At 72.7% G+C, this 19,553-nt stretch carries 14 protein-coding genes; 3 read left to right on the top strand and 11 right to left on the bottom strand.

The genetic code is table 11. From position 1 onward, the window contains the following. Positions 1-26 precede the first annotated feature (26 nt). Both V1634_RS20795 and V1634_RS20790 read left to right on the top strand, forming a co-directional pair. Positions 27-2,369 (top strand): serine/threonine-protein kinase, encoded by a 2,343-nt coding sequence (locus V1634_RS20795; RefSeq protein WP_331209560.1) that lies wholly within the window; start codon positions 27-29, stop codon positions 2,367-2,369. A gap of 310 nt (positions 2,370-2,679) precedes the next feature. Then, positions 2,680-3,894 (top strand): ABC transporter substrate-binding protein, encoded by a 1,215-nt coding sequence (locus V1634_RS20790; RefSeq protein ID WP_331209559.1) that lies wholly within the window; start codon positions 2,680-2,682, stop codon positions 3,892-3,894. 463 nt (positions 3,895-4,357) lie between these two features. On the opposite strand, the gene V1634_RS20785 is transcribed toward V1634_RS20790, so the two are convergent. The 5 genes from V1634_RS20785 to V1634_RS20765 form a co-directional block, all read right to left on the bottom strand. Continuing rightward, on the bottom strand, positions 4,358-4,945 hold the full coding sequence (locus tag V1634_RS20785; RefSeq protein ID WP_331209558.1) for a GTP-binding protein: 588 nt from the start codon (positions 4,943-4,945) through the stop codon (positions 4,358-4,360). Position 4,946: 1 nt separating this feature from the next. Further along, positions 4,947-5,324, bottom strand: coding sequence for a DUF742 domain-containing protein (locus V1634_RS20780; RefSeq protein WP_101371820.1), 378 nt, complete (start codon positions 5,322-5,324; stop codon positions 4,947-4,949). A gap of 107 nt (positions 5,325-5,431) precedes the next feature. After that, positions 5,432-5,836, bottom strand: coding sequence for a roadblock/LC7 domain-containing protein (locus tag V1634_RS20775; RefSeq protein ID WP_331209557.1), 405 nt, complete (start codon positions 5,834-5,836; stop codon positions 5,432-5,434). Then, a complete protein-coding gene (locus tag V1634_RS20770) occupies positions 5,833-9,306 on the bottom strand; it encodes a sensor histidine kinase (RefSeq protein WP_331209556.1) in 3,474 nt (1,157 codons plus the stop codon). Before V1634_RS20770 ends, V1634_RS20775 begins: the two co-directional genes overlap by 4 nt. A 580-nt stretch (positions 9,307-9,886) precedes the next feature. Then, on the bottom strand, positions 9,887-10,966 hold the full coding sequence (locus V1634_RS20765; protein WP_331209555.1) for an adenosine deaminase: 1,080 nt from the start codon (positions 10,964-10,966) through the stop codon (positions 9,887-9,889). Between the two features lie 93 nt (positions 10,967-11,059). Between V1634_RS20765 and V1634_RS20760 the strand changes: the two genes are divergently transcribed. Beyond that, a complete protein-coding gene (locus V1634_RS20760; RefSeq protein WP_331209554.1) occupies positions 11,060-11,920 on the top strand; it encodes a putative RNA methyltransferase in 861 nt (286 codons plus the stop codon). 33 nt (positions 11,921-11,953) lie between these two features. On the opposite strand, the gene V1634_RS20755 is transcribed toward V1634_RS20760, so the two are convergent. From V1634_RS20755 to V1634_RS20730, 6 genes are all read right to left on the bottom strand, one after another. After that, complete coding sequence (locus tag V1634_RS20755; RefSeq protein WP_331209553.1) at positions 11,954-12,634, bottom strand: DUF4272 domain-containing protein; 681 nt, start codon at positions 12,632-12,634, stop codon at positions 11,954-11,956. 216 nt (positions 12,635-12,850) lie between these two features. Further along, a complete protein-coding gene (locus tag V1634_RS20750) occupies positions 12,851-14,131 on the bottom strand; it encodes a thymidine phosphorylase (RefSeq protein WP_331209552.1) in 1,281 nt (426 codons plus the stop codon). A 73-nt stretch (positions 14,132-14,204) separates the two neighbouring features. Then, positions 14,205-14,909, bottom strand: a complete 705-nt coding sequence (locus tag V1634_RS20745; RefSeq protein ID WP_331209753.1) for a cytidine deaminase — start codon at positions 14,907-14,909, stop codon at positions 14,205-14,207. A 30-nt stretch (positions 14,910-14,939) separates the two neighbouring features. Further along, complete coding sequence (locus V1634_RS20740; RefSeq protein WP_331209551.1) at positions 14,940-16,217, bottom strand: ABC transporter permease; 1,278 nt, start codon at positions 16,215-16,217, stop codon at positions 14,940-14,942. A gap of 6 nt (positions 16,218-16,223) precedes the next feature. Then, positions 16,224-17,657 carry an ABC transporter permease gene (locus V1634_RS20735; RefSeq protein ID WP_331209550.1) on the bottom strand — a complete coding sequence of 478 codons (1,434 nt, stop codon included), beginning with the start codon at positions 17,655-17,657 and terminating at the stop codon, positions 16,224-16,226. After that, positions 17,654-19,204, bottom strand: coding sequence for an ABC transporter ATP-binding protein (locus V1634_RS20730; RefSeq protein ID WP_331209752.1), 1,551 nt, complete (start codon positions 19,202-19,204; stop codon positions 17,654-17,656). Before V1634_RS20730 ends, V1634_RS20735 begins: the two co-directional genes overlap by 4 nt. Positions 19,205-19,553: the final 349 nt, after the last annotated feature.

The following is a 19,553-nucleotide window of genomic DNA, read 5'->3' as shown; positions in this document are numbered from 1 at the left end:
GAGCATCAGTCTTTGGCACACCACTTGTGTCTCGGGAGGAGGACGACGCCGTGGCGCTCGTGCGGGTGTACTGCGGTCTGGCCTCTGCGGATGCGACGGGTCGGCCGGCTCCGGCCGGCGCGACGCTGACCTCCGCAGTGGTCGACGACGCAGGCAGACTGCTCCACGTCTGCGAGATCACCGATGACCCGGCTGGCTACGCCCAGCTCGGCGCGGTGCTCGTCGAACGGAGCAGCGGGCCGAGCGGCGTGGCCGTCGCGGCGGACAGCGACGACCACCTGGTCACCTCGCTGCTGAGCGCGGCCGGGCGTCCACTGGTCATCGCCGACGACGACTCCGTCGACGACTTCGCCGAACGGTTCGCCGACGACGAGTCGGCCGAGGAGCGGGAGTCCGCCCCGGCCGAGCGACGCGCCGTCGGGCTGGCCCGGGCGTTGCAGGCCGGCGCGCTCTCCGCGGCCACCCTGCCGCCGCCGCGCGAACTCGCCAGCTTCAAGCCGGTACTCGCCGCGCACGCCGCGCTCGCCAACGGCCGGCACGCCGCCGCCGTGGCCCTGCGCGAGGTGCTGCGCGAGCTCTACCCGGCCGCGCTGCGGGCGTACCCGGATCCGGCCGAGCCGGTCTCGCTGGCCGTACTCGACGCGCTGCCCGAGCCGGGCATGCTCGGCGGCACCGCCGCACGCGGCCGGGAAAACTCGGTCGCCACCGACGCCATCGCCGCTCACCTCGCCGCCGACGGTGTGGCCGAGGCCGACGTCATCACCGATGCGGTCACCGCGCTCCGGGTCGCCATCGCGGAGACTCCTCGGCGGGGCACCACCGCCAACAAGGCCCTCACCTCCGCAGCGGCGGAGACCGTGCGACAGGCCGTGGCGGCCGTACGCGCCTGCGACGCCGGCTGCGACGCGCTGGTCGCCACCCTGACCGCCCGGGTCGTCAGCACGCCGGCTCCGAGCCGGCGGGCCGGGCGGCGCAGCGCAGGCGAGGCACCGGCGCCGGCCGGCACCGGGCTGCCCGGTCCGGTGCGGGAGCCGGTGCCCAGCTCGGGTCGGCGCAACCGGCACCAGCCGGCGGCGGCCGGCAACGGGCCCGCCAGCCCGCAGCCGATGGGGCCACCGCCGGTCGCGCCGGCACCGGTCGCGCCGCCACCGATGGCGCCGTCACCGGTCACCCCCTCCTCCGCGCCGCCGCTGTCGCCGGCCGCCACGCTCTCCATGCCGGTCGTGCCGGTCTCCGGGCCGCCCCGGGAGCCGCGTTCGACCGCGCCCTCCTCCGCGCCGCCGGCCTACCAGGCCGACACGATGGCGAACCGGCCGGTTTCCGCGCCGCCGCCCCCGCCGCCCGGGATGACGCCGATCCCACCGACGCAGCGCGGGTCGATCCCGCCCGCCGAGGCCGGTGAACCCTTCCGGGCCACCCTGACCACCGCCGCCATCAACAGCGCCCGCAACGAGCGGCGGCCGACGCCGATCACGCCGCGGCCGAAGACCAACGGGGACAGCTCGACGCGTCCGGGCACGATCTCCGCCGCCGGCCTGACCGTGTCGGTGCCGGCGGCCCGGCCCGAGCCGACGGCACCGCCCGGTTCCCGGGCCAACTGGCCGCTGGTCAACTCCGGCGAGGAGCAGGACGACCGGGCGAGTGGGTCGGGATACCCCGGCTACCCGGGTGGGCAGTCGGGTGAGCGGGACGCCCCGGTCAGCGCGGCGCCCGCCGACGGGCGGGTGACCCCGCCCTGGCAGGCGGACGACCTGCCCCCCGAGCCGCCGACGCTGCGCCTCGTCGAGCCGGCGCCGCTGGCCGACCGGCCCCGGCACAACGGACTTCCCGCCGACAACCCGCCGCTGCGCCTGGTGGACCGGGAGGAACCGGCGGCCCGCGCCGGGTCGGCCCTGCCCCGCCGCGGTACTGAGCCGAGCACGCCCCCGGTCTCCGACGAGGGTGACGGCGACCTGCTGATCTTCGCGGCGGCCAGGTCGGCCTGGTTCACCGGTCAGTCCGAGGAGACCGAGGTGGAGTGGTCGTCGACGGCCGACAGTGGTTGGCGGGCCGCCGAGCAGGCGTCCCGGCCCTCGGTCGGCGCCTCGACCAACGCCGGCCTGCCCAAGCGGGTGCCGCAGGCCAACCTGGTGCCCGGCTCGCCACTGCGGGACGAGCGCCCGCTGCGGATCGTCCGTGACGCGGCCCGGATCGCCGAGCACACCACGGGTTACTTCCGGGGCTGGCGGCGCGGCCAGGAGATCGGCGGCTACGCCGTGGGTGGCCGGCCGGGCCGGGAGGCCGCTGGAGGCTGGGACTTCAGCCGCGACCCGGACGAGCGGGCCGACAACCTCGACTACGAGTACCGCTCCGCCAGCTACCGCTCCTGATCAACCCGGCATCCGTTCCACCGCGAACCCACACCGGCGGGTCGTCGACCCCGGCCGGTGTGGGTTCTCCGCATCCGCCCAGGGCTGCGCGTGGCTGCTCGTGCACGCTCCGCGCTGCCCGGCCGGCCGGCCGACAATGCCGGTCGGACCGTCCGGTCAGGACCCTTAGGCTGACTGGCCAATCAGCTTCGAACCTATGTCGACCTGGTGTTTCTTCCCACAGTGTGCGGAGTTGACGACTCCTGGGAGGGGCCGCGACCATACCCCGGGACCGTAGGCGACACCTGCGGCCAGCGGATGGAGGGCGACGATGGCCGGACCGGCAGTCGAGGCGTGGACGCTGAGCCGGCGAGGCCTCCTGGCGGCAGCCGCCACCACCCTGCTCGCCGCCTGCGGACGTGACGACCAGAATCCGGTCGGACCGCCCGGACCGGGCGCCCGCGAACTCGTCATCGGCGCCAGCCTCGAACTCACCGGCCCCGGCCAGGCACTGGGCGTCCTCCAGGAACGGGCGCTGAAGATCACGGTCGACAAGCTGAACGAGCAGGGCGTAGCCGTCGGCAACCTGCGCCGCAGCGTCCGGCTGGTGGTCCGGGACAACGCCAGCGAACCACGGCTCGCCGCCCAGCACGCCACCGAACTGGCCACCCGGGAGAACGTGCACGCGCTGATCGGCGGCTGCCTCGCCGAGACCTCCCTGGCGATCATCCCGATCGCGCAGCAGCAGCAGGTGCCGTTCATCTCCTTCGCCGCGGCCGACAACCTCACCGTGCCGCTCGCGCAGCGGACGTACATCTTCAAACTCACGCCGGACGCCCGCGACGTGGCGAGGGCGCTGGCCCCGCTGATTCGCTCGCAGGGCTTCGAACGGGTCGGTCTGCTAGCCGCGCCAGGCGCGCACGGAGATTCGGGCGTACGGGCCCTCACAGCGGCTCTGAAGGCGGTGGACGTCGACCTCGTCAAGGTGACCCGGCTGCCCCGGGCCGAGAACGCCGACTACCGACCGGCGGCCAGAAAGGTTACCGACCCCGACCCCGAGGCCGTGGTCATCTGGGGCACCGCGCCGTTCTCCGGTACGGCGGCCCGGGCGCTGCGGCAGACCGGCTACAAGGGCCGGATCTTCTTCGACGCCGGTGCGGTGGCCGAGGACACCCTGTCGGAGGCGAACGCCTCGGCGGTCGAGGGCGCGTACGTCGTGCACCCCGCCTCGCTGAACAGCTCGTCGCTGACGAACACCTCCACCGCCGGGCTGGACCGGCGGGACTTCGTCTACCGCTACATCCATCTGTACGGCTCGTTCAGCGGCTTCGCACCGTACGGGGCGGACGCGCTGCGACTGATCGTCAACGCGGCCCGGCTCGGCAAGAGCGTCGACCGGGGACGGCTCCGTGCCTACCTGGGTAACCAGATCACCGAGGGGATCGCCGGGGCGTACTCGTTCGCGCCGATCCGGCACGGCGGGATGGAGCCGGACTCGCTCGGCGTCTTCACCGTGGTCTCCGGCTCCTGGAGCCGGGTTTCCTGACGCTCCGCCGCAGCGGTCACCGGGCCCGGCGGCCTACCGTCTCCGCCACGGCTCCCCGTGACGGCTCTCCGATGCGGCGCGCGCCCCGCCCTGGCCCTCACGGCGACGCCAGAAGGCAGCACGGCGCGAGGACGACTCCACGATCATTATCCGAAGGCGACGGTCACCGTCCGAAGGCGACGGCGAGCGTCCGAGGGCGACGGTCAGTCTCCCGATGCGAGGCGACCATGCACCGTCCGATCCGGATGCCGGTCGGCCGGGTCGCTGTGCCGGGCCACCTGCACCGAAGCCCAGCCTGCCGCTCGACCTCACCGCGCCGGCCGAGGAACTCCGCAGCCGGGGTCCGCGCCGTCGCCGCCGGGGAAGACGCGGGCAGCCGCCTACCCGGCACGGGCCGGGCAACCTCGTCGGGCGTGCCGGCCCAGGGCCGGACCGCTACCGACGGGCGACGTGTGCTCGCCGGTCAGGCCGGGGCGACGGCGCGCGAACGCCGCATGGTGAGCACGTACTCGACCAGCGAGATCAGCACGTGCTTGGTCGACTCCCGGTTCCGGGCGTCACACGCGACGACCGGAACGTCGTTCGAGATCGCCAGCGCGTCCCGCACGTCCTGCGGGTCGTGGTACTGCATCCCGTCGAAGCAGTTGATCGCCACGAGGTACGGCAGCCGCCGGTGCTCGAAGAAGTCGATGGCCGCGAAGCAGTCGGCCAGCCGGCGGGTGTCCACCAGGACGACCGCACCGATCGCGCCCCGCACCAGTTCGTCCCACATGAACCAGAACCGCGTCTGGCCCGGGGTGCCGAACAGGTACAGGATGAGATCCCGGTCGATCGAGATCCGACCGAAATCCATCGCGACCGTGGTGGTCGTCTTGCCCGGCACCTGGCGGGTGTCATCGACACCCACCCCAGCCGACGCCATGATCGCTTCGGTGGTCAGCGGCGTGATCTCCGAGACCGAACCGACCAGTGTTGTCTTGCCGACGCCAAAGCCACCGGCGATGACGATCTTCGCCGATGTCACGCGCCCGGCCGTTGGGCGGTGCGACATGTCAGAGCCTGCGAAGTCCACTCAGCACCCTCTCCAGCAGTTCAGTGCCCACCGCGTCGTTTGAGTCGTCCAGAATTGTCGGTTCGTGCACCGCCACCAGGCCATCGGCGGCCATGTCGGCGATCAGGACCCGAGCCACTCCGAGCGGTAACTGCATCCGCGCCGCGATCTCCGCGAGCGACTGCAGCCGACCATCACACAGCGCGGCGATGTATTGATGCTCCCGGCCCTGGCCGCCATTGCCGTTACCGGCGGACCGACCGCGCACCGTCGTCTCGACGAGCGCCTCCAGGGCGATGTCCAGTCTCGGCCTGGTACGACCACGGGTAACGGCATATGGCCTCACCAGCGCGCCCGTCGGCTCGTCGCGTTCAGCCATCATCGCCGTTCACCCCCTTCTCGTCGTACCCGAGACTCAACGCCTGGAGTTCGTCATTGTTCCATTGTCGTCGCACCGGCCAGCGAACCACACCGGCCGGGTACCACCTAGCTCAGCATCCCCGCAGCGGCCCGCGGCTGCGGCGTCAACGCGTCACCCACCCGGTCGACGAGCAGTGCCATCTCATATCCCACCTGCCCGACGTCACAGCTCCGGGCGGCCAGGACCGCGAAGGACGAGCCGTCCGAGATGGACATCAGGAACAGGAAACCATTGTCCATCTCGACCACTGTCTGCAGCACCGCCCCACCCTCGAAGCAGCGCGCCGCGCCCTGGGTGAGGCTGACCAGGCCGGACGCGATCGCGGCGAGTTGATCCGCCCGGTCGCGCGGAAGGTCCCGTGACGACGCCAGGAGCAGGCCGTCCGCGGAGACGGCGATCGCGTGGGCGACGCCGGGCACACGATCGGCGAAGTTGGCCAAGAGCCAACCGAGATCCTGCGTAGATGTCATCCTTCATGCTCCTTCTGGCCGCTTGCGGTCGCGGGGCCCACCCCGGCCTGCGGGGATTGCTGCCCAGCCGGAGTCGCCTCCGGGTTGGTCGACTGGTCGTCCGTCGGGTGCGTGCGGCCACGCTGCACCCCACGGTGGTACGCGGACAAGAGCCCGCGTACCGCCTCCGGCGTACGGCGCTGCACCGAGGTGGTCGGCTTCTCCACGGCTCCGGGCACCAACTGTGCCATCGGTACCCGCTTGGGCAGTCCGGTCTGGGTGGTCTGGCCACCCGACGTCGTGGCAGCTGCCGTAGCCGCCATGGCTGCCCGCCAACCGTCGTCGGCAGCCGTACGCCAGCCGCCGCCCTCGCCCGGCCGACCGGTGCCGTTGGTGACCGGCCCGCTCCCCGGCTGCTGGCCACCGGAACTCGGGCTGTTCACCGTTGCCGCGTTGCCTGTCGTCGGTACGGATCCGACCTGGGCCGCGTCGGGAACGGCGGTGTCCACCGCGACGGCCTGGCCGGTCGCCTGGGAGGCCGCAGCGGCTCCCTGCGGCTGCCCACCGGTCTCTTCCGGCTTCCGGCGGGTGCGGAACCAGGCCGACTCCAGCTCGCGGAAGATCGGCAGTTCCATGGTCTCGTCGGCGAACTTCGGCCGCGCCTCCGCGTTGGCCGCGGCGTCCGCCGCCGGGGGCCGAGCCATCCTGGGCAGCTCGGCGGTCATGTCCAGGGCCGCGGCCAGTCGCTCGGGGACGGGCGGCGCGGTGGCCTCCCGGTCCGGCGTGTTCACCGGCGGCCAGGCCGGTGGTGCGTTGCCCCCCGGAGCCTGCGGCTGCGCGGCCGGCGGCGGCACCGGGATCGGCGCCGGCGGCGGCACGGCCGGCGACGGGTTCAACCCGAACGGTGGTGCGGAGACCGGCGGTTGCGCGGCCGGCGGAGCCGAAACCGGCGGGACCGGCGGTGCGGATACCGGCGGTGGCGCCGTCATCCCGTTCGGCTGCTGATCCGGCGTGGCCGGGCGCTGCCGTGGGATGAACCCGGACATCGTCGTCTCCGCCGAGAGGCCGGCCGGATCCTGCTCGGTGGCCCGCCGCTGCGGCAGCGGCTCGATGTCGTGTCCGTTGGGGGTCCGAGGCGTGAACGGGTCGTTTCCGTTGCGTCCCGCCCGGGCGCCGGTCAGGTCGGACCAGGCCGGCATCTCCCTGGGCTGGCTCGGGGGGCTGCTCTGCCCACCGCCGTTCATCGCCGGCTCGTAGGGTCGGCCGTGCGGAGCGCCGTCGCGGTCGAAGCTCGGACCACGGTCGCCACCGAAGCCGGGGCCGCGGTCACCACCGAAGCCGGGAGCACGGTCCCCGCCGAAGCCAGGGCCACGGTCGCCACCGAAGGTCGGTACCGGCGGCGTGGCCGGACCGCTCTCCAGGGCGAGCGGTGCGCCGAGCGCGGGACGGGCGGAGGGTTCCGGGGCACCCGGGAAACCGCCCGGGTGCTGCGTCCGGCCGGAGAGCGCCCGGGGAATCAGCATCGAGGTGGGCAGCGTGACGTCGGCGACGGTGCCCCGGTCGTGACCGGGCCGCAGCTCGACCTTGACGCCGTGCCGGGACGCCAGCCGGGCGACCACGACCAGACCCATCATCCGGGAGACGGTCACGTCGACGGCGGGCGGCGTGGCGAGCCGCTCGTTGAGGTCCTGTAGCTGCTCGGCGGTGATGCCGATGCCCCGGTCCTCGACGAAGAGCGTCGCCCGGTCACCCACCCGGCGGGCCTCGACCATCACCTGCGAGTCCGGCGGGGAGAAGGCGGTGGCGTTGTCGAAGAGCTCGGCGACCAGGTGCACCAGGTCGTTGACGGCGGCGGCCTGCACCTCGATGTCCCGGTCGACCATGCCGAACTCGATCCGGGTGTAGTGCTCGACCTCGGACTGCGCGGCCCGGAGCACGTCGATCAGTGCCGCCGGCTCGCGCTGCACCCGGGTCGAGTCGGCGCCCGCGAGCACCAGCAGGTTCTCGTCGTTGCGGCGCATCCGGGTGGCCAGGTGGTCGAGCTGGAAGAGCTCGGCCAGCCGGTCCGGGTCCTCCTCGCCCCGCTCCAGCCGGTCCAGGTGACCGATGAGCCGGTCGACCAGGATCTGCGAACGGCGGGCGAGGTTGACGAACATCGTCGCGACCGAGGCCCGCAGTGCGGCCTGCTCGGCGGCGGTCCGGACGGCCTCCAGGTGGACGGCGTTGAACGCCTCGGTCACCTGGCCGAACTCGTCCTTGCTGCGCACCGGCAGTGGCTCGGCGATCTGGTTGGCCAGCTGCACCGGCGACATCTGCGCGGTCATCTGCGGGTCGCGCAGTCGGGACACCGCGTGCGGCAGGCCGTACTGGGCGATGGAGAGCGCGCCGTGCCGCAGCTCCCGCAGCGAGCGGGCCATCGAACGGGCGACCAGGTAGGCGAAGAGCACAGCCAGCAGCAGCATGCTGAGCAGCAGGCCGGTCTCCAGGAAGACCTGGCGCTGCACGTCGTCGCGGAGCGCGCTCGCCTCGGCGAGCACGTCGGAGTCGAGCCGGCCCTCGACCGCACGGATCAGCTGGGCGTTGCCGACCATCGCCGAGTCCCAGTCGTCGGCGTCGAACGGCGCGTCGGACATGCGTTCGTCCGTCCGCCCCCGGATCCAGCCGCCGTAGCTGTCGACCTCGCGCACGTCGGCGCCGGTCACCGTCTCGTCGTAGAAGGCGGACTCGGAGCCGGTCGCGATCGCCTTGAAGGTCTGCAACGCCTGCTGCTGACCGGTCTCGGTGGCGATGTAGTCGGTCTGCAACGCGGCGGTCAGCTCACCGTCGATCAGCGCGCGGTGCACCACGACCCGCCGCATCGACAGGAACTCCTTGCCGCGCGCGTTGGCGGCGGCGGCCCGCATCCGGTCGCTCAGCGAGGCGTCGCCGGCGAGCTGCGAGGCCAGGTCCCGGATGTTGAGCAGGTCGTTGATCAGACCCTCGTACGACTGCGCGGCGTCGGTCAGCTTGAGCTTGGAGTTGATGACCTGGCTGCGGATCCCCGGCAGGTCGGCCAGGCCCTGGTCGATCTGGGCCAGCAGCGCGTCGAAGTTGCCCGGCAGCTCGTCGAGCTGCGCCCGGCGCTCCGAATAGGGCCCCTTGGCCTTGTCGACCTCGGGATGCACCTTGTTGTAGGCGTCGCGGGCTGCCTTCCGGGTGCTCTCGTTCGGCGAGCCGAGCAGCAGTACGGCGCCCGCCCGCTCGTCCTGCAGGTCGTGCACCAGTTCGCCGGAGGTCTGGGCGAGCGTGGCCAGGGTGTGCGCCCGGTTCGCGTCGTCCAACGTCTCCATGTGGTCGACGATGCTGGTCGTACCGACCACGACGACCGCGATGGTCGGCGCGATCATGATCAGACCCAGCTTCGACCAGATCGGCATGTCGCGCAGCCGGCCGGCGACCGGCCAGCGGAGACGCGACAGGATCGGGCTTGCTGTCTTCGGCCGCTTGCTCACGTCACCGCCTTCCCATCCAGTACCCGGCCAATGGCCCAGGGCACCGCTGATCGACCGACCCGGGCGGGTCGGACCTCCGAGATTCCATCACGCCGCAACTCAAGAAGAAAGCCCAGGTTGTCACCGACTGGAAGCGCATCCGGATGTCCCCGCGATTTGACAGCAGTCTGTCTTTCTGGCGTCACCCAGGGTAGTCACGCATCCTGTCCATGCTCCACTGCCGTCAACCGTCCAGAACCGGCTGGTCACCGCTCGGCCCGGACCCGGAACCCACACCGCAACGTATCGAACGTTACCGGCACGGGAAACCCTACGCCCTCGCGTACGGTGGCTGCGTTCGGCTCCGGTGTCACCGGAAGGCCGGCTCACACGGCGGGGAGAACCATTGCCCGACCGGTCCGCCACGGCAAGGTCGAAGTGCCGGATTACGCGCTCCGTGCGGACCACCGAATGGCCGCCTGGGCAGCCCGGCTGACCGGCCCGGCAGTTTTCCCGGACCAAAAGAGATAGCAGACCGGAAATCGTGCGACAACGCCCCGACTCGGTGGCCGATCCGCACCTGGCCGGATCGGTCCACCCGTCAGGGCAACAGCTTCGCGTACGCCGGCTTGATCACCTCGTTGATGATGGCGAGCCGCTCGTCGAACGGGATGAAGGCGCTCTTCATCGCGTTGATGGTGAACCACTGCAACTCCGGGTAGCCGTAGCCGAACGCCTCGACCAGCAGCGCCATCTCCCGGGACATCGAGGTGCCGCTCATCAGCCGGTTGTCGGTGTTGACGGTGACCCGGAACCGCAGGTCGCGCAGGAGCCCGATCGGATGCTCCGCGATCGACGGCGCGGCACCGGTCTGCACGTTGGACGACGGGCAGAGTTCCAGCGGGATCCGCTTGTCCCGCACGTACGCGGCGAGCCGGCCGAGCACCGGCCGGTCGTCCCCGGGGGTGATGTCGTCGACGATCCGTACCCCGTGCCCCAGCCGGTCGGCGCCGCACCACTGGATCGCCTGCCAGATCGAGGGCAGCCCGAACGCCTCACCGGCGTGGATGGTGAAGTGGAAGTTCTCCCGTTGCAGGTATTCGAAGGCGTCCAGGTGCCGGGTGGGCGGGAAGCCTGCCTCCGCACCGGCGATGTCGAAGCCCACCACACCGGTGTCCCGGTGCCGGACGGCCAGTTCGGCGATCTCCTGGGAACGGGCGGCGTGCCGCATCGCGGTCAGCAGCGTGCCGATCCGGATCGGGTGCCCGTCCGCCGCCGCCTCGGCGGCGCCCTCGGCGAACCCGGCCAGCACCGCCTCCACCACGCCGTCGAGGTCGAGCCCGCGCTCCAGGTGCTGCTCCGGCGCGAACCGCACCTCCGCGTAGACCACCCCGTCGGCGGCGAGGTCCAGGGCACACTCGGCGGCCACCCGGCGCAGCCCCTCGGCCGTCTGCATCACCGCCACGGTGTGCGCGAAGGTCTCCAGGTAGCGCTCGAGCGAGCCCGAGTCCGCCGCCTCCACGAACCACCGGCCGAGCTCCTCCGGATCGGTGGTGGGCAGCGGATGCCCCACCGCCTCGGCGAGTTCGACCACCGTCGCCGGACGCAGCCCACCGTCCAGGTGGTCGTGCAGCAGCGCCTTGGGTACCCGGACGATGTCTTCGTAGCCGATTGCCGCCATGCCCCGACCCTAGTTGCCCGGCCACCCGGACCAGCGCCGCACCACCGGCGGTGTGCCGCCGGTCCCAACCCGGTCCCGCACTATCGTGGCGGGGTGCCACCCGAGGTCCTGCGGCTGCTCCGCTGCCCGGTCTGCGCCCGGCCGCTGGCCGCCGTACCGCCCGCCGGGGCGGTCGCGCTGCGCTGCCCGGTGGGGCACAGCTTCGACCTGGCCCGGCAGGGGTACGTCAACCTCACCGCCGGCCGGGCCACCCACTCCGGGGACAGCGCGGCGATGGTGGCCGCCCGGGACGAGTTCCTGGGCGCCGGCCACTACGACCTGATCTCGACCGCGCTCGCCGACCTGGCCAGGGCGGTCGCCGGGCCGGCACCGCAGACGTACCCGGAACTGGTGGTGGACGCCGGGGCCGGCACCGGCCGGCATCTCGGCGCGGTGCTCGACGCCCTGCCCGCCGCCGTCGGGCTGGCCCTGGACGTCTCCAAGCCGGCGCTGCGCCGGGCCGCCCGGGCCCATCCCCGGGCCGGTGCCGCGCTCTGCGACACGTGGCGCGGCCTGCCGCTGGCCGACGGCGCCGCCGGGCTGCTGTTGAACGTCTTCGCCCCGCGCAACGGGCCGGAGTTCCGCCGGGTGCTCCGGGGCGACGGCGCGCTGCTGGTGGTCACGCCGACCGCCGAGCACCTCGGCGAACTCGTCGACCGGCTCGGCCTGCTCCGGGTCGACCCGGCCAAGGAGGCCCGGGTCGCCGGCAGCCTGGCCGAGCACTTCGCGCCGGGCCCGACGGCGGTGCACCGGGCCACCCTCCGGCTCGACCGGACCGGGATCCGCACCCTGGTCGGGATGGGCCCGAGCGCCTGGCACGCCGACCCGGCCCGGCTCGACCGGCGGATCGACGAACTCCCGGAACCGGCCACGGTGACCGTGGCGGTCCAGGTGACCGCCCACCACCCCCGCTGAGCGCCGACCGGACGGTCGGACGGAGCCGGCGGGTCAGGTGGAGAGGTCGACCTCCTCCCAGCCGGCGGGCGGGTCGTGGAACGGGCCGTGGAACACCACCGCCCACTCCAGCGCCCACCGCCGCTGGCCGATCGCGTTGCTGTCGATCATCCCCGGTAGTTGCAGCCCCGACTGCTCGGCCTCCAGGTAACCCCAGTCCAGGCAGTAGTAGAAGTCGAGCACCACGGCGACCTCGGCCGCGTCCCGGGGCGCCGCCAGGGTGCGGGAGCGCCACTGGCTGAAGGTCTCCCCCGCCGCCAGGTTGGGCAGCCGCTCCATCAGCCGCTCGTCGCTGGGCTCCGTCGGGTCCAGGTGCCGGCTCAGCCCGAGTACCCAGGCCAGCGCGAAGACCGCGTCGTGGTGCAGTACGAACGACCGGTGGTCTCCGCGGCTGCCCATCACGAACTGCCACTCCGGCGGTGTCACCGCCTCCACCAGGTGCGAGCCGAGCAGCCAGCTCATCCCCGCCTCCGGCGGCATGCCGAAGCAGCGTGCCAGCACCAGGTGCAGTACGGCGGTCCGGGCCTCGATCTCGGCGGTGGGTCGCAGCTCGACCGCGTCACCCGGCTCCCAGACCAGCGGAAACTGCTCCGGTGGCACCGGCAGCCCCAACCGCTGCAACTCGGTCACGTTGGCGGCCCGGACCGCCTGCGGGTCGGGAGCGGATACGGTCACAGCCTGGTTTCCCGTCACGTCGGAGTCGCGTCGGGCGCGCACGGCACCCACGACACCGGGTGCGGTGTGGCCCGTCGTCGAGCCGACCGCGCACCCGGTGCTACCCCCCGGCGACGGAGGATAGCCGGTCGGCACTCCGTACACCATGGGCGCCCGGCGTGGCAGGCGCGGCGGTGGAAGCTGACCGGCACGAGCCCGTTCCCGCCCGGCGGGCGGCTATCCGATCCGGTCGATGACCAGGGCCGGCAGGGTCGGCGGTTCGGCCGAGATCGACACCGCCTCGGCGGCGACGGCGCGCGCCGCCGGGATCCGCCCCGGGTCGTCGGCCCGCAGCTCGTAGAGCGGATCACCGGCGCGTACCGGATCTCCCGGCCTGCGGTGCAGCAGCACCCCGGCCCCGGCGCTGACCGGGTCCTCCTTGCGGGCCCGTCCCGCGCCGAGCCGCCACGCCGCGATCCCGATCCCGTACGCGTCGACGGCGGCGAGGTAGCCGTCCCGGTCCGCCCGGACGACCTCTGCCTCCGGGGCGACCGGCAGCGGGGCGTCCGGGTCCCCGCCCTGGGCCCGGATCATCGCCCGCCAGACGTCCATGGCGCGGCCGTCCCGCAGCGCCCGCTCCGGGTCGGCGTCCGGCAGCCCGGCCGCCACCAGCATCTCCCGGGCCAACTCGAGGGTCAGCTCCAGCACGTCGGCCGGCCCGCCACCGGCCAGCACCTCGACCGACTCGGCCACCTCGACCGCGTTGCCCACGGCCAGTCCCAGCGGCGTCGACATGTCGGTCAGCAGGGCGACCGTCCGCACCCCGTGCGCGCCGCCCAGCTCCACCATGGTCCGGGCCAGTTCCCGGGCGTCCGCCTCCGACTTCATGAACGCGCCCGAGCCGACCTTGACGTCCAGCACCAGCGCTCCGGTACCCTCCGCGATCTTCTTGCTCATGATCGAGCTGGCGATCAGCGGGATGGCCTCCACGGTGCCGGTGACGTCGCGCAGCGCGTAGAGCTTGCGGTCGGCCGGCGCCAGCCGTTCACCGGCCGCGCAGATCACCGCACCGACCTCGTCCAACTGGGCGATGAACTCGTCGTTGCCCAGCGCGGCCCGCCACCCCGGGATCGACTCCAGCTTGTCCAGCGTCCCGCCGGTGTGCCCCAGGCCGCGCCCGGAGAGCTGCGGTACCGCCGCACCGCACGCCGCCACCAGCGGCGTGAGCGGCAGCGTGATCTTGTCGCCGACCCCGCCCGTGGAGTGCTTGTCCACGGTCGGCCGGCGTACCCCGGAGAGGTCCAGCCGGTCTCCGCTGGCGATCATCGCGGCCGTCCAGCGGGCGATCTCAGCCGGGGTCATGCCGCGCAGCAGGATCGCCATCGCCAGCGCCGACATCTGCTCGTCGGCGACCCGCCCCCGGGTGTACGCGTCGACCACCCAGTCGATCTGCTCGTCGGAGAGCGTCCCACCGTCCCGCTTCGCCCGGATCACGTCGACCGCGGCCAACCCACCCACAGCTTCCTCTTCCCCACTTGCCTGTCGAAACGCCGGCCCGTCGGAACCCGGCCTGGGTAACCCCGGACCGGACTCAGCCAGCCCACCGCTGCGGGATCTCGGCCGGCGGCTCCGCCTCGCCCGCCCAGAACATCGCCCCGTCGGCGTCGACCACCACCACCCGGGGCGTACGCGCCTGTCCCCAGCTCACCGCCTCGGCCGGGTCGTCCCAGCTCGGGGCCTCCTCGAGTACTCCGGTCTGCGCCCCCTCGGCGTCCCCGGCGGCCCGCTCCCAGTAGCCGGTCCAGACCTGCCGGCCGCCCGAGACGTCCGGGTGCACGAAGACGGTCCCCCGGCCCCGCCACGCGGCCAGCGCCTCCGGCACCGCCGGCACCTTCACCGACGTCGCGATGGCCTCCAGATCCTCCACCCCGAACGCGTGCGGCAGCAGCTCGGCCATCCGCAGCGGTACCGGATCCGCCTCGATCAGGCACTCCGGTCCGCCGTTCTCCCAGAGGAGTTGCCGGCACCGCCCGCACGGCATCAGCGGCTCGCCGGTCGCCCCCACGCAGGACAGCGCGACCAGCCGGCCCCCGCCCGAGGCGTGCAGCGCCGACACCACGCCGCACTCGGCGCAGAGCGTCACGCCGTAGCCGGCGTTCTCGACGTTGCAGCCGACCACCACCCGGCCGTCGTCCACCAGCGCCGCCGCCCCGACCGGGAAGTTCGAGTACGGCGCGTACGCGTGCCGCATCACGTCGGTCGCGGCGGCCCGCAGCTTCGCCCAGTCAATCTCCATCGTCACGCCCCCATCCTGCCCCGCCGCTGGTCAGCCCTTGATGTAGGGCTTGCCGTCGGCGGCCGGCGCCCGCACCTTGCCGACCAGGCCGGCCACGGCCAGCAGCGTGGCGAGGTACGGCAGCATCGCCAGGAACTCGCTCGGGATGCTGCTGTCGATCGCGCCCAGATAGGTGCCGAGCTGGTCGGCGAAGCCGAAGAAGAGCGCCGCCAGCAGGGCACCGGTCGGACTCCACCGCCCGAAGATCAGGGCCGCCAGCGCGATGAAGCCCTTGCCGCCGATCATGTTCTTGCTGAAGGTGTAGAGCGCCAGCGTGTAGGAGGCGCCGCCCAGCCCGGCGACCATGCCGGCGAGCAGCACGTTGCGGTAGCGCAGCGCCAGCACCTTCACCCCGAGGGTGTCGGCGGCGGTCGGGTGCTCACCCACCGAGCGGGTCCGCAGCCCCCACCTCGTACGGAACAGCGCGACGTGGATCACCACCACCAGGATCAGCGCCAGGTAGAGGAAGATGTTGCCCCGGAACAGCGCCGGCCCGAGCACCGGGATGTCGGACAGCACCGGGATGGGCCACGCCTCGAACCTCGGCGGCTGGTTGTACTTGGCCGCCTCCGGCTGCATCAGCCGCTCGTAGAGGAATCCGGTCAGGCCGACCGCGAAGAGGTTGAGCACGATACCCATCACCACCTGGTCGACCAGGTAGCGGATGGTGAAGACCGCCAGCAGCAGCGAGATCAGCGCCCCGCCCAGCGCCGCCGCGATCAGCCCGATCCAGGCGCTGGCCGCGATGGTGCCGACCAGGGCACCGGCGAAGGCGCCCATCAGCAGTTGGCCCTCGATCGCCACGTTCACCACGCCGGAGCGCTCGCAGAGCACCCCGGCCAGGGCGCCGAAGATCAGCGGCAGGGCCAGGATGAAGGTACCCCGGACGATGTTGACCAGCGGCATGAAGTTCTGCCCGGCCGGCGCGGCCGACACCTGCCAGCAGAGGAAGGAGAGCACCACTCCGACCACCGCCGCGCCGAGCAGCGGCACGAACCAGCGCTTCGGCAGCCCGGACAGCAGCGCCGCGCCGGCCGCCGCCGCGACCAGCCCGAACAGGATCGCCCCGACGGTACCGTCGATGGCCAGCGCCGCACCGCCGGCATCCTCGCTGAGGGTGAACCGCGCGTCCTCGCCGGTGGCCAGCGCACCGAAGAGCACCGCCGCGACCAGCCCGAGCAGTACGGCACCGGCGCCGACCCTGCGGTCCCGGGTCCAGAAGCCCGGCCGTACGGTGACGGCGAGTTCCTCGGCAGTAAGGGTTGACATCTGTGGCTACCAGCCCTTCGCCATGCTCGTGGACAACCTCGCGGCCCGGGCGGCCCGGAGCGCGAAGATCGCCTTCACCAGTGCCGGCGCGGCGATGAAGATGACGATCAGCGCCTGGAGCACGGTGACCAGTTCCAGGGAGATGCTGGCGTACGACTGCATCCGGTTGCCGCCGGCCTGGAGCGCCCCGAAGAGCAGGGCGGCGAGCGCGACTCCCCACGGCTTCACCCGGCCGAGCAGTGCCACCAGGATGCCGTCGAAGCCGATCTGGGCGACCACCAGCGGGGTGAGCGCGGTGGCGGTGGTCCCGAGCACCATGTTCGCGCCGCCCAGCCCGGAGAGCGCCCCGGCGATCACCATCACCAGCACGTACGTCCGGCCGACGCTGATCCCCGCGGTCCGCGCCGCGTCCGGGTTGGCGCCGACCGCGCGCAGCTCGAAGCCGAAGGTGGAGCGGTTGAGCAGCCAGCCGACCGCCCAGGTGACTGCGACCGCCAGCACGATGCCGAGGTGTACCCGCAGGTCGCTGCCGAGCAGCCGGGGCAGTTGGGCCGAGCCGTCCACCGGCCGGCTGATCGCGTCCGTCCGGTTCGGATCGTGTACGCCGTTCTGCACGATGATCCAGGCCAGGAAGGAGATCGCGACGTAGTTGAGCATGATCGTGGTGATCACCTCGTGCGCACCGGTACGCGCCTTCAGGAAGCCGGGGACGAAGCCCCAGATCGCCCCGCCCAGCGCGCCGGCCAGCACCGCCACGATCAGGTGCAGCACCGGCGGCAGTGGCAGCAGGAAGCCGGCCAGCGCGGCCAGGATCACCCCGATGGTGGCCTGCCCCTGCGCGCCGATGTTGAACAGGCCGCCCCGGAAGGCGAGCGAGACGCCCAACCCGGTGAAGACCAGCGGGGCGGCGTAGGTCAGCGTCTCCGAGATCGGCGCGAAGACCGGCTGCCAGCCGCCGGTGCCGTTCGCCCAGGCCTGCACGGCCGCCGGGTCGAAGACCGCGCCCTTGAACAGGTTCGCGTACGCGTCGCTGACAACGGCCCAGCTGGAGTTGAGCGCGTCGGAGGGCTGGGCGGTGAAGTAACCCCAGGTGGCGAGCACGTCCGGGTCGGAGACGACGATCAGTACCGCACCGATCAGCGTGGCCAGCACGATCGCCAGCACGGTGACCGTGAGGGTGTTGGCCGCCCAGAGGTTGTGCACGAACGACCGGAGCAGTTGCCGCCCGCCGCCGTCCCGGTCGGTCAGCGCGTCCCCGGGCCCGCCCGGCGCAGCCCCGGAATCGGCCGGCGACGTACCGTCGGAATCGGCCGCACCGGCTGCGGTGCCGGCGCCGGACGGATCGGCCGGGCCGACCGTGGTCACCGGCTCGGCACCGGGCCGCTGCCCGGCCGGAGACTTCTCCGGCGAGGGCGACCCGGGCTCGTTCACGTCGGTCATCGGGTTTCCTCGCTACCAGCGACGTCGGGAGCCGGGGTCGCCGGCCCGTCGGGGGTTGCGTTCTCTGCGGTGCCGGCTGTCCCGGCGGTGCCGTCCGGTGCGGGGTCGGTGATGCCGGCCATCAGCAGGCCGATCTCCTCGCGCGGGGTGTCCGGCCCGACGACGCCGAGGATCCGGCCCCGGTACATCACCGCGATCCGGTCGGCCAGCCCGATCACCTCGTCCAGCTCGCTGGAGATCAGGAGTACGGCGGTGCCGATGTCCCGCTCGTGGATGATCCGGCGGTGGATGAACTCGATCGAGCCGACGTCCACGCCCCGGGTCGGCTGGGCGGCCACGAAGAGCTTGAGCGGCCGGGACATCTCCCGAGCGATGATCACCTTCTGCTGGTTGCCGCCGGAGAGCGTGCCGACGGCCGCCTCCGCCGACGAGGTGCGTACGTCGAACTCGGGGATCCGCTCCCGGGCCGAGGCGGTGATCGCGTCCGGCCGGAGCACCAGACCGGAGCCGAACGGCGGTTGGTCGTAGATGTCCAGCACCAGGTTCTCGGCGACGCTGAACTCCTTGACCAGCCCGTCGACGCTGCGGTCCTCGGGGACGTAGCCGACGCCGGCCCGCAGCACCCGCTTGGTCGGCCAGCCGTCGATGCGCTGACCGGCCAGGCTCACCGTGCCGTGCAGTACCGGACGCAGCCCCATCAGCGCCTCGATCAGCTCGGTCTGGCCGTTGCCCTGCACACCGGCGATGCCGAGCACCTCACCGGCGCGTACGGTCAGGTCGACGCCGTCGACCGCCCGCACCGAACGCTCGTCGTCGACGACGAGTCCCTCGACCTCCAACACCGGTTCGCCCGGCGCGGCGGCGGCCTTCTGCACGGTCAGGTTGACCGTGCGCCCGACCATCAGCGCGGCCAGCTCGTCCTCGCTGGCGCTCGGGCTGGCGGTGCCGACGGTCCGGCCCCGGCGGATCACGGTGATCCGGTCGGCGATCGCCTTGACCTCTTTGAGCTTGTGCGTGATGAAGACGATCGACTTGCCGGACTCCTTGAGCGACCGCATGATCCCGAGCAGTTCCTCGGTCTCCTGGGGGGTCAGCACGGCGGTCGGCTCGTCCAGGATGAGCAGGTCGACGTCCCGGGTCAGTGCCTTGAGGATCTCGACCCGCTGCTGCACGCCGACCGGCAGGTCCTCGACCACCGCGTCCGGGTCGACCCGCAGGTTGTAGCGGCCGGACACCTCGGTCACCTGGCGACGGGCCCGCCGCCGGTCGAGGAAGCCGGCGATGCCGCCCCGGACCTGCTCGGCGCCGAGCATGACGTTCTCGGCCACGGTGAAGACCGGGACCAGCATGAAGTGCTGGTGCACCATGCCGATGCCGGCCGCGATGGCGTCGCCGGGGCCCTTGGCCTTCAGCGGCCTGCCGTCGACCAACACCTCGCCCTCGTCGGGCTGGAGCAGGCCGTACAGCACGTTCATCAGGGTGGACTTGCCCGCGCCGTTCTCACCGAGCAGCGCGTGAATCTCTCCGGGCTCCACCGTCAGGTCGATGTGGTCGTTGGCGACCAGCTCACCGAACCGCTTGGTGATGCCGCGCAGTTCGAGTCTCAGCGCAACCTCCTGGAGTGCGGGCGATGGTGCAGCCTAGCTGCTGCTCGGACCGGGTCGACAGGGTCTCATCCGTCGATCACCGCGGGCTGTTCGGCCCGCCCGGGCCGGTCTGTCGGCCCGCTCCGACGGCGTGAAAACCGGCCGCCCCGATCATCGCGGAGATATGTCTCCAGGACGATCGGAGCGACCGGATCCTCGGCGTCGGAGCCGTACCGGTCGGGGGGCCCCCCCCCCCCCGCGGGGGGGCCGGGGGGGGGCGGGGGGGGGGGGGGGGGGGGGGGGGTTGGGC

Origin of the sequence: Plantactinospora veratri (assembly GCF_036421995.1) — a bacterium.
Lineage (GTDB): Bacteria > Actinomycetota > Actinomycetes > Mycobacteriales > Micromonosporaceae > Plantactinospora > Plantactinospora veratri.
The sequence above is the reverse complement of the archived record's forward strand: the minus strand, read 5'-3'. Positions and strand labels throughout refer to the sequence as shown.

Coding starts and splice junctions, on each gene's coding strand:
- V1634_RS20790 (WP_331209559.1), top strand. CDS start 2,680: ATGGCCGGACCGGCAGTCGAGGCGTGGACGCTGAGCCGGCGAGGCCTC.
- V1634_RS20785 (WP_331209558.1), bottom strand. CDS start 4,945: ATGTCGCACCGCCCAACGGCCGGGCGCGTGACATCGGCGAAGATCGTC.
- V1634_RS20780 (WP_101371820.1), bottom strand. CDS start 5,324: ATGGCTGAACGCGACGAGCCGACGGGCGCGCTGGTGAGGCCATATGCC.
- V1634_RS20775 (WP_331209557.1), bottom strand. CDS start 5,836: ATGACATCTACGCAGGATCTCGGTTGGCTCTTGGCCAACTTCGCCGAT.
- V1634_RS20765 (WP_331209555.1), bottom strand. CDS start 10,966: ATGGCGGCAATCGGCTACGAAGACATCGTCCGGGTACCCAAGGCGCTG.
- V1634_RS20745 (WP_331209753.1), bottom strand. CDS start 14,909: ATGGAGATTGACTGGGCGAAGCTGCGGGCCGCCGCGACCGACGTGATG.
- V1634_RS20740 (WP_331209551.1), bottom strand. CDS start 16,217: ATGTCAACCCTTACTGCCGAGGAACTCGCCGTCACCGTACGGCCGGGC.
- V1634_RS20735 (WP_331209550.1), bottom strand. CDS start 17,657: ATGACCGACGTGAACGAGCCCGGGTCGCCCTCGCCGGAGAAGTCTCCG.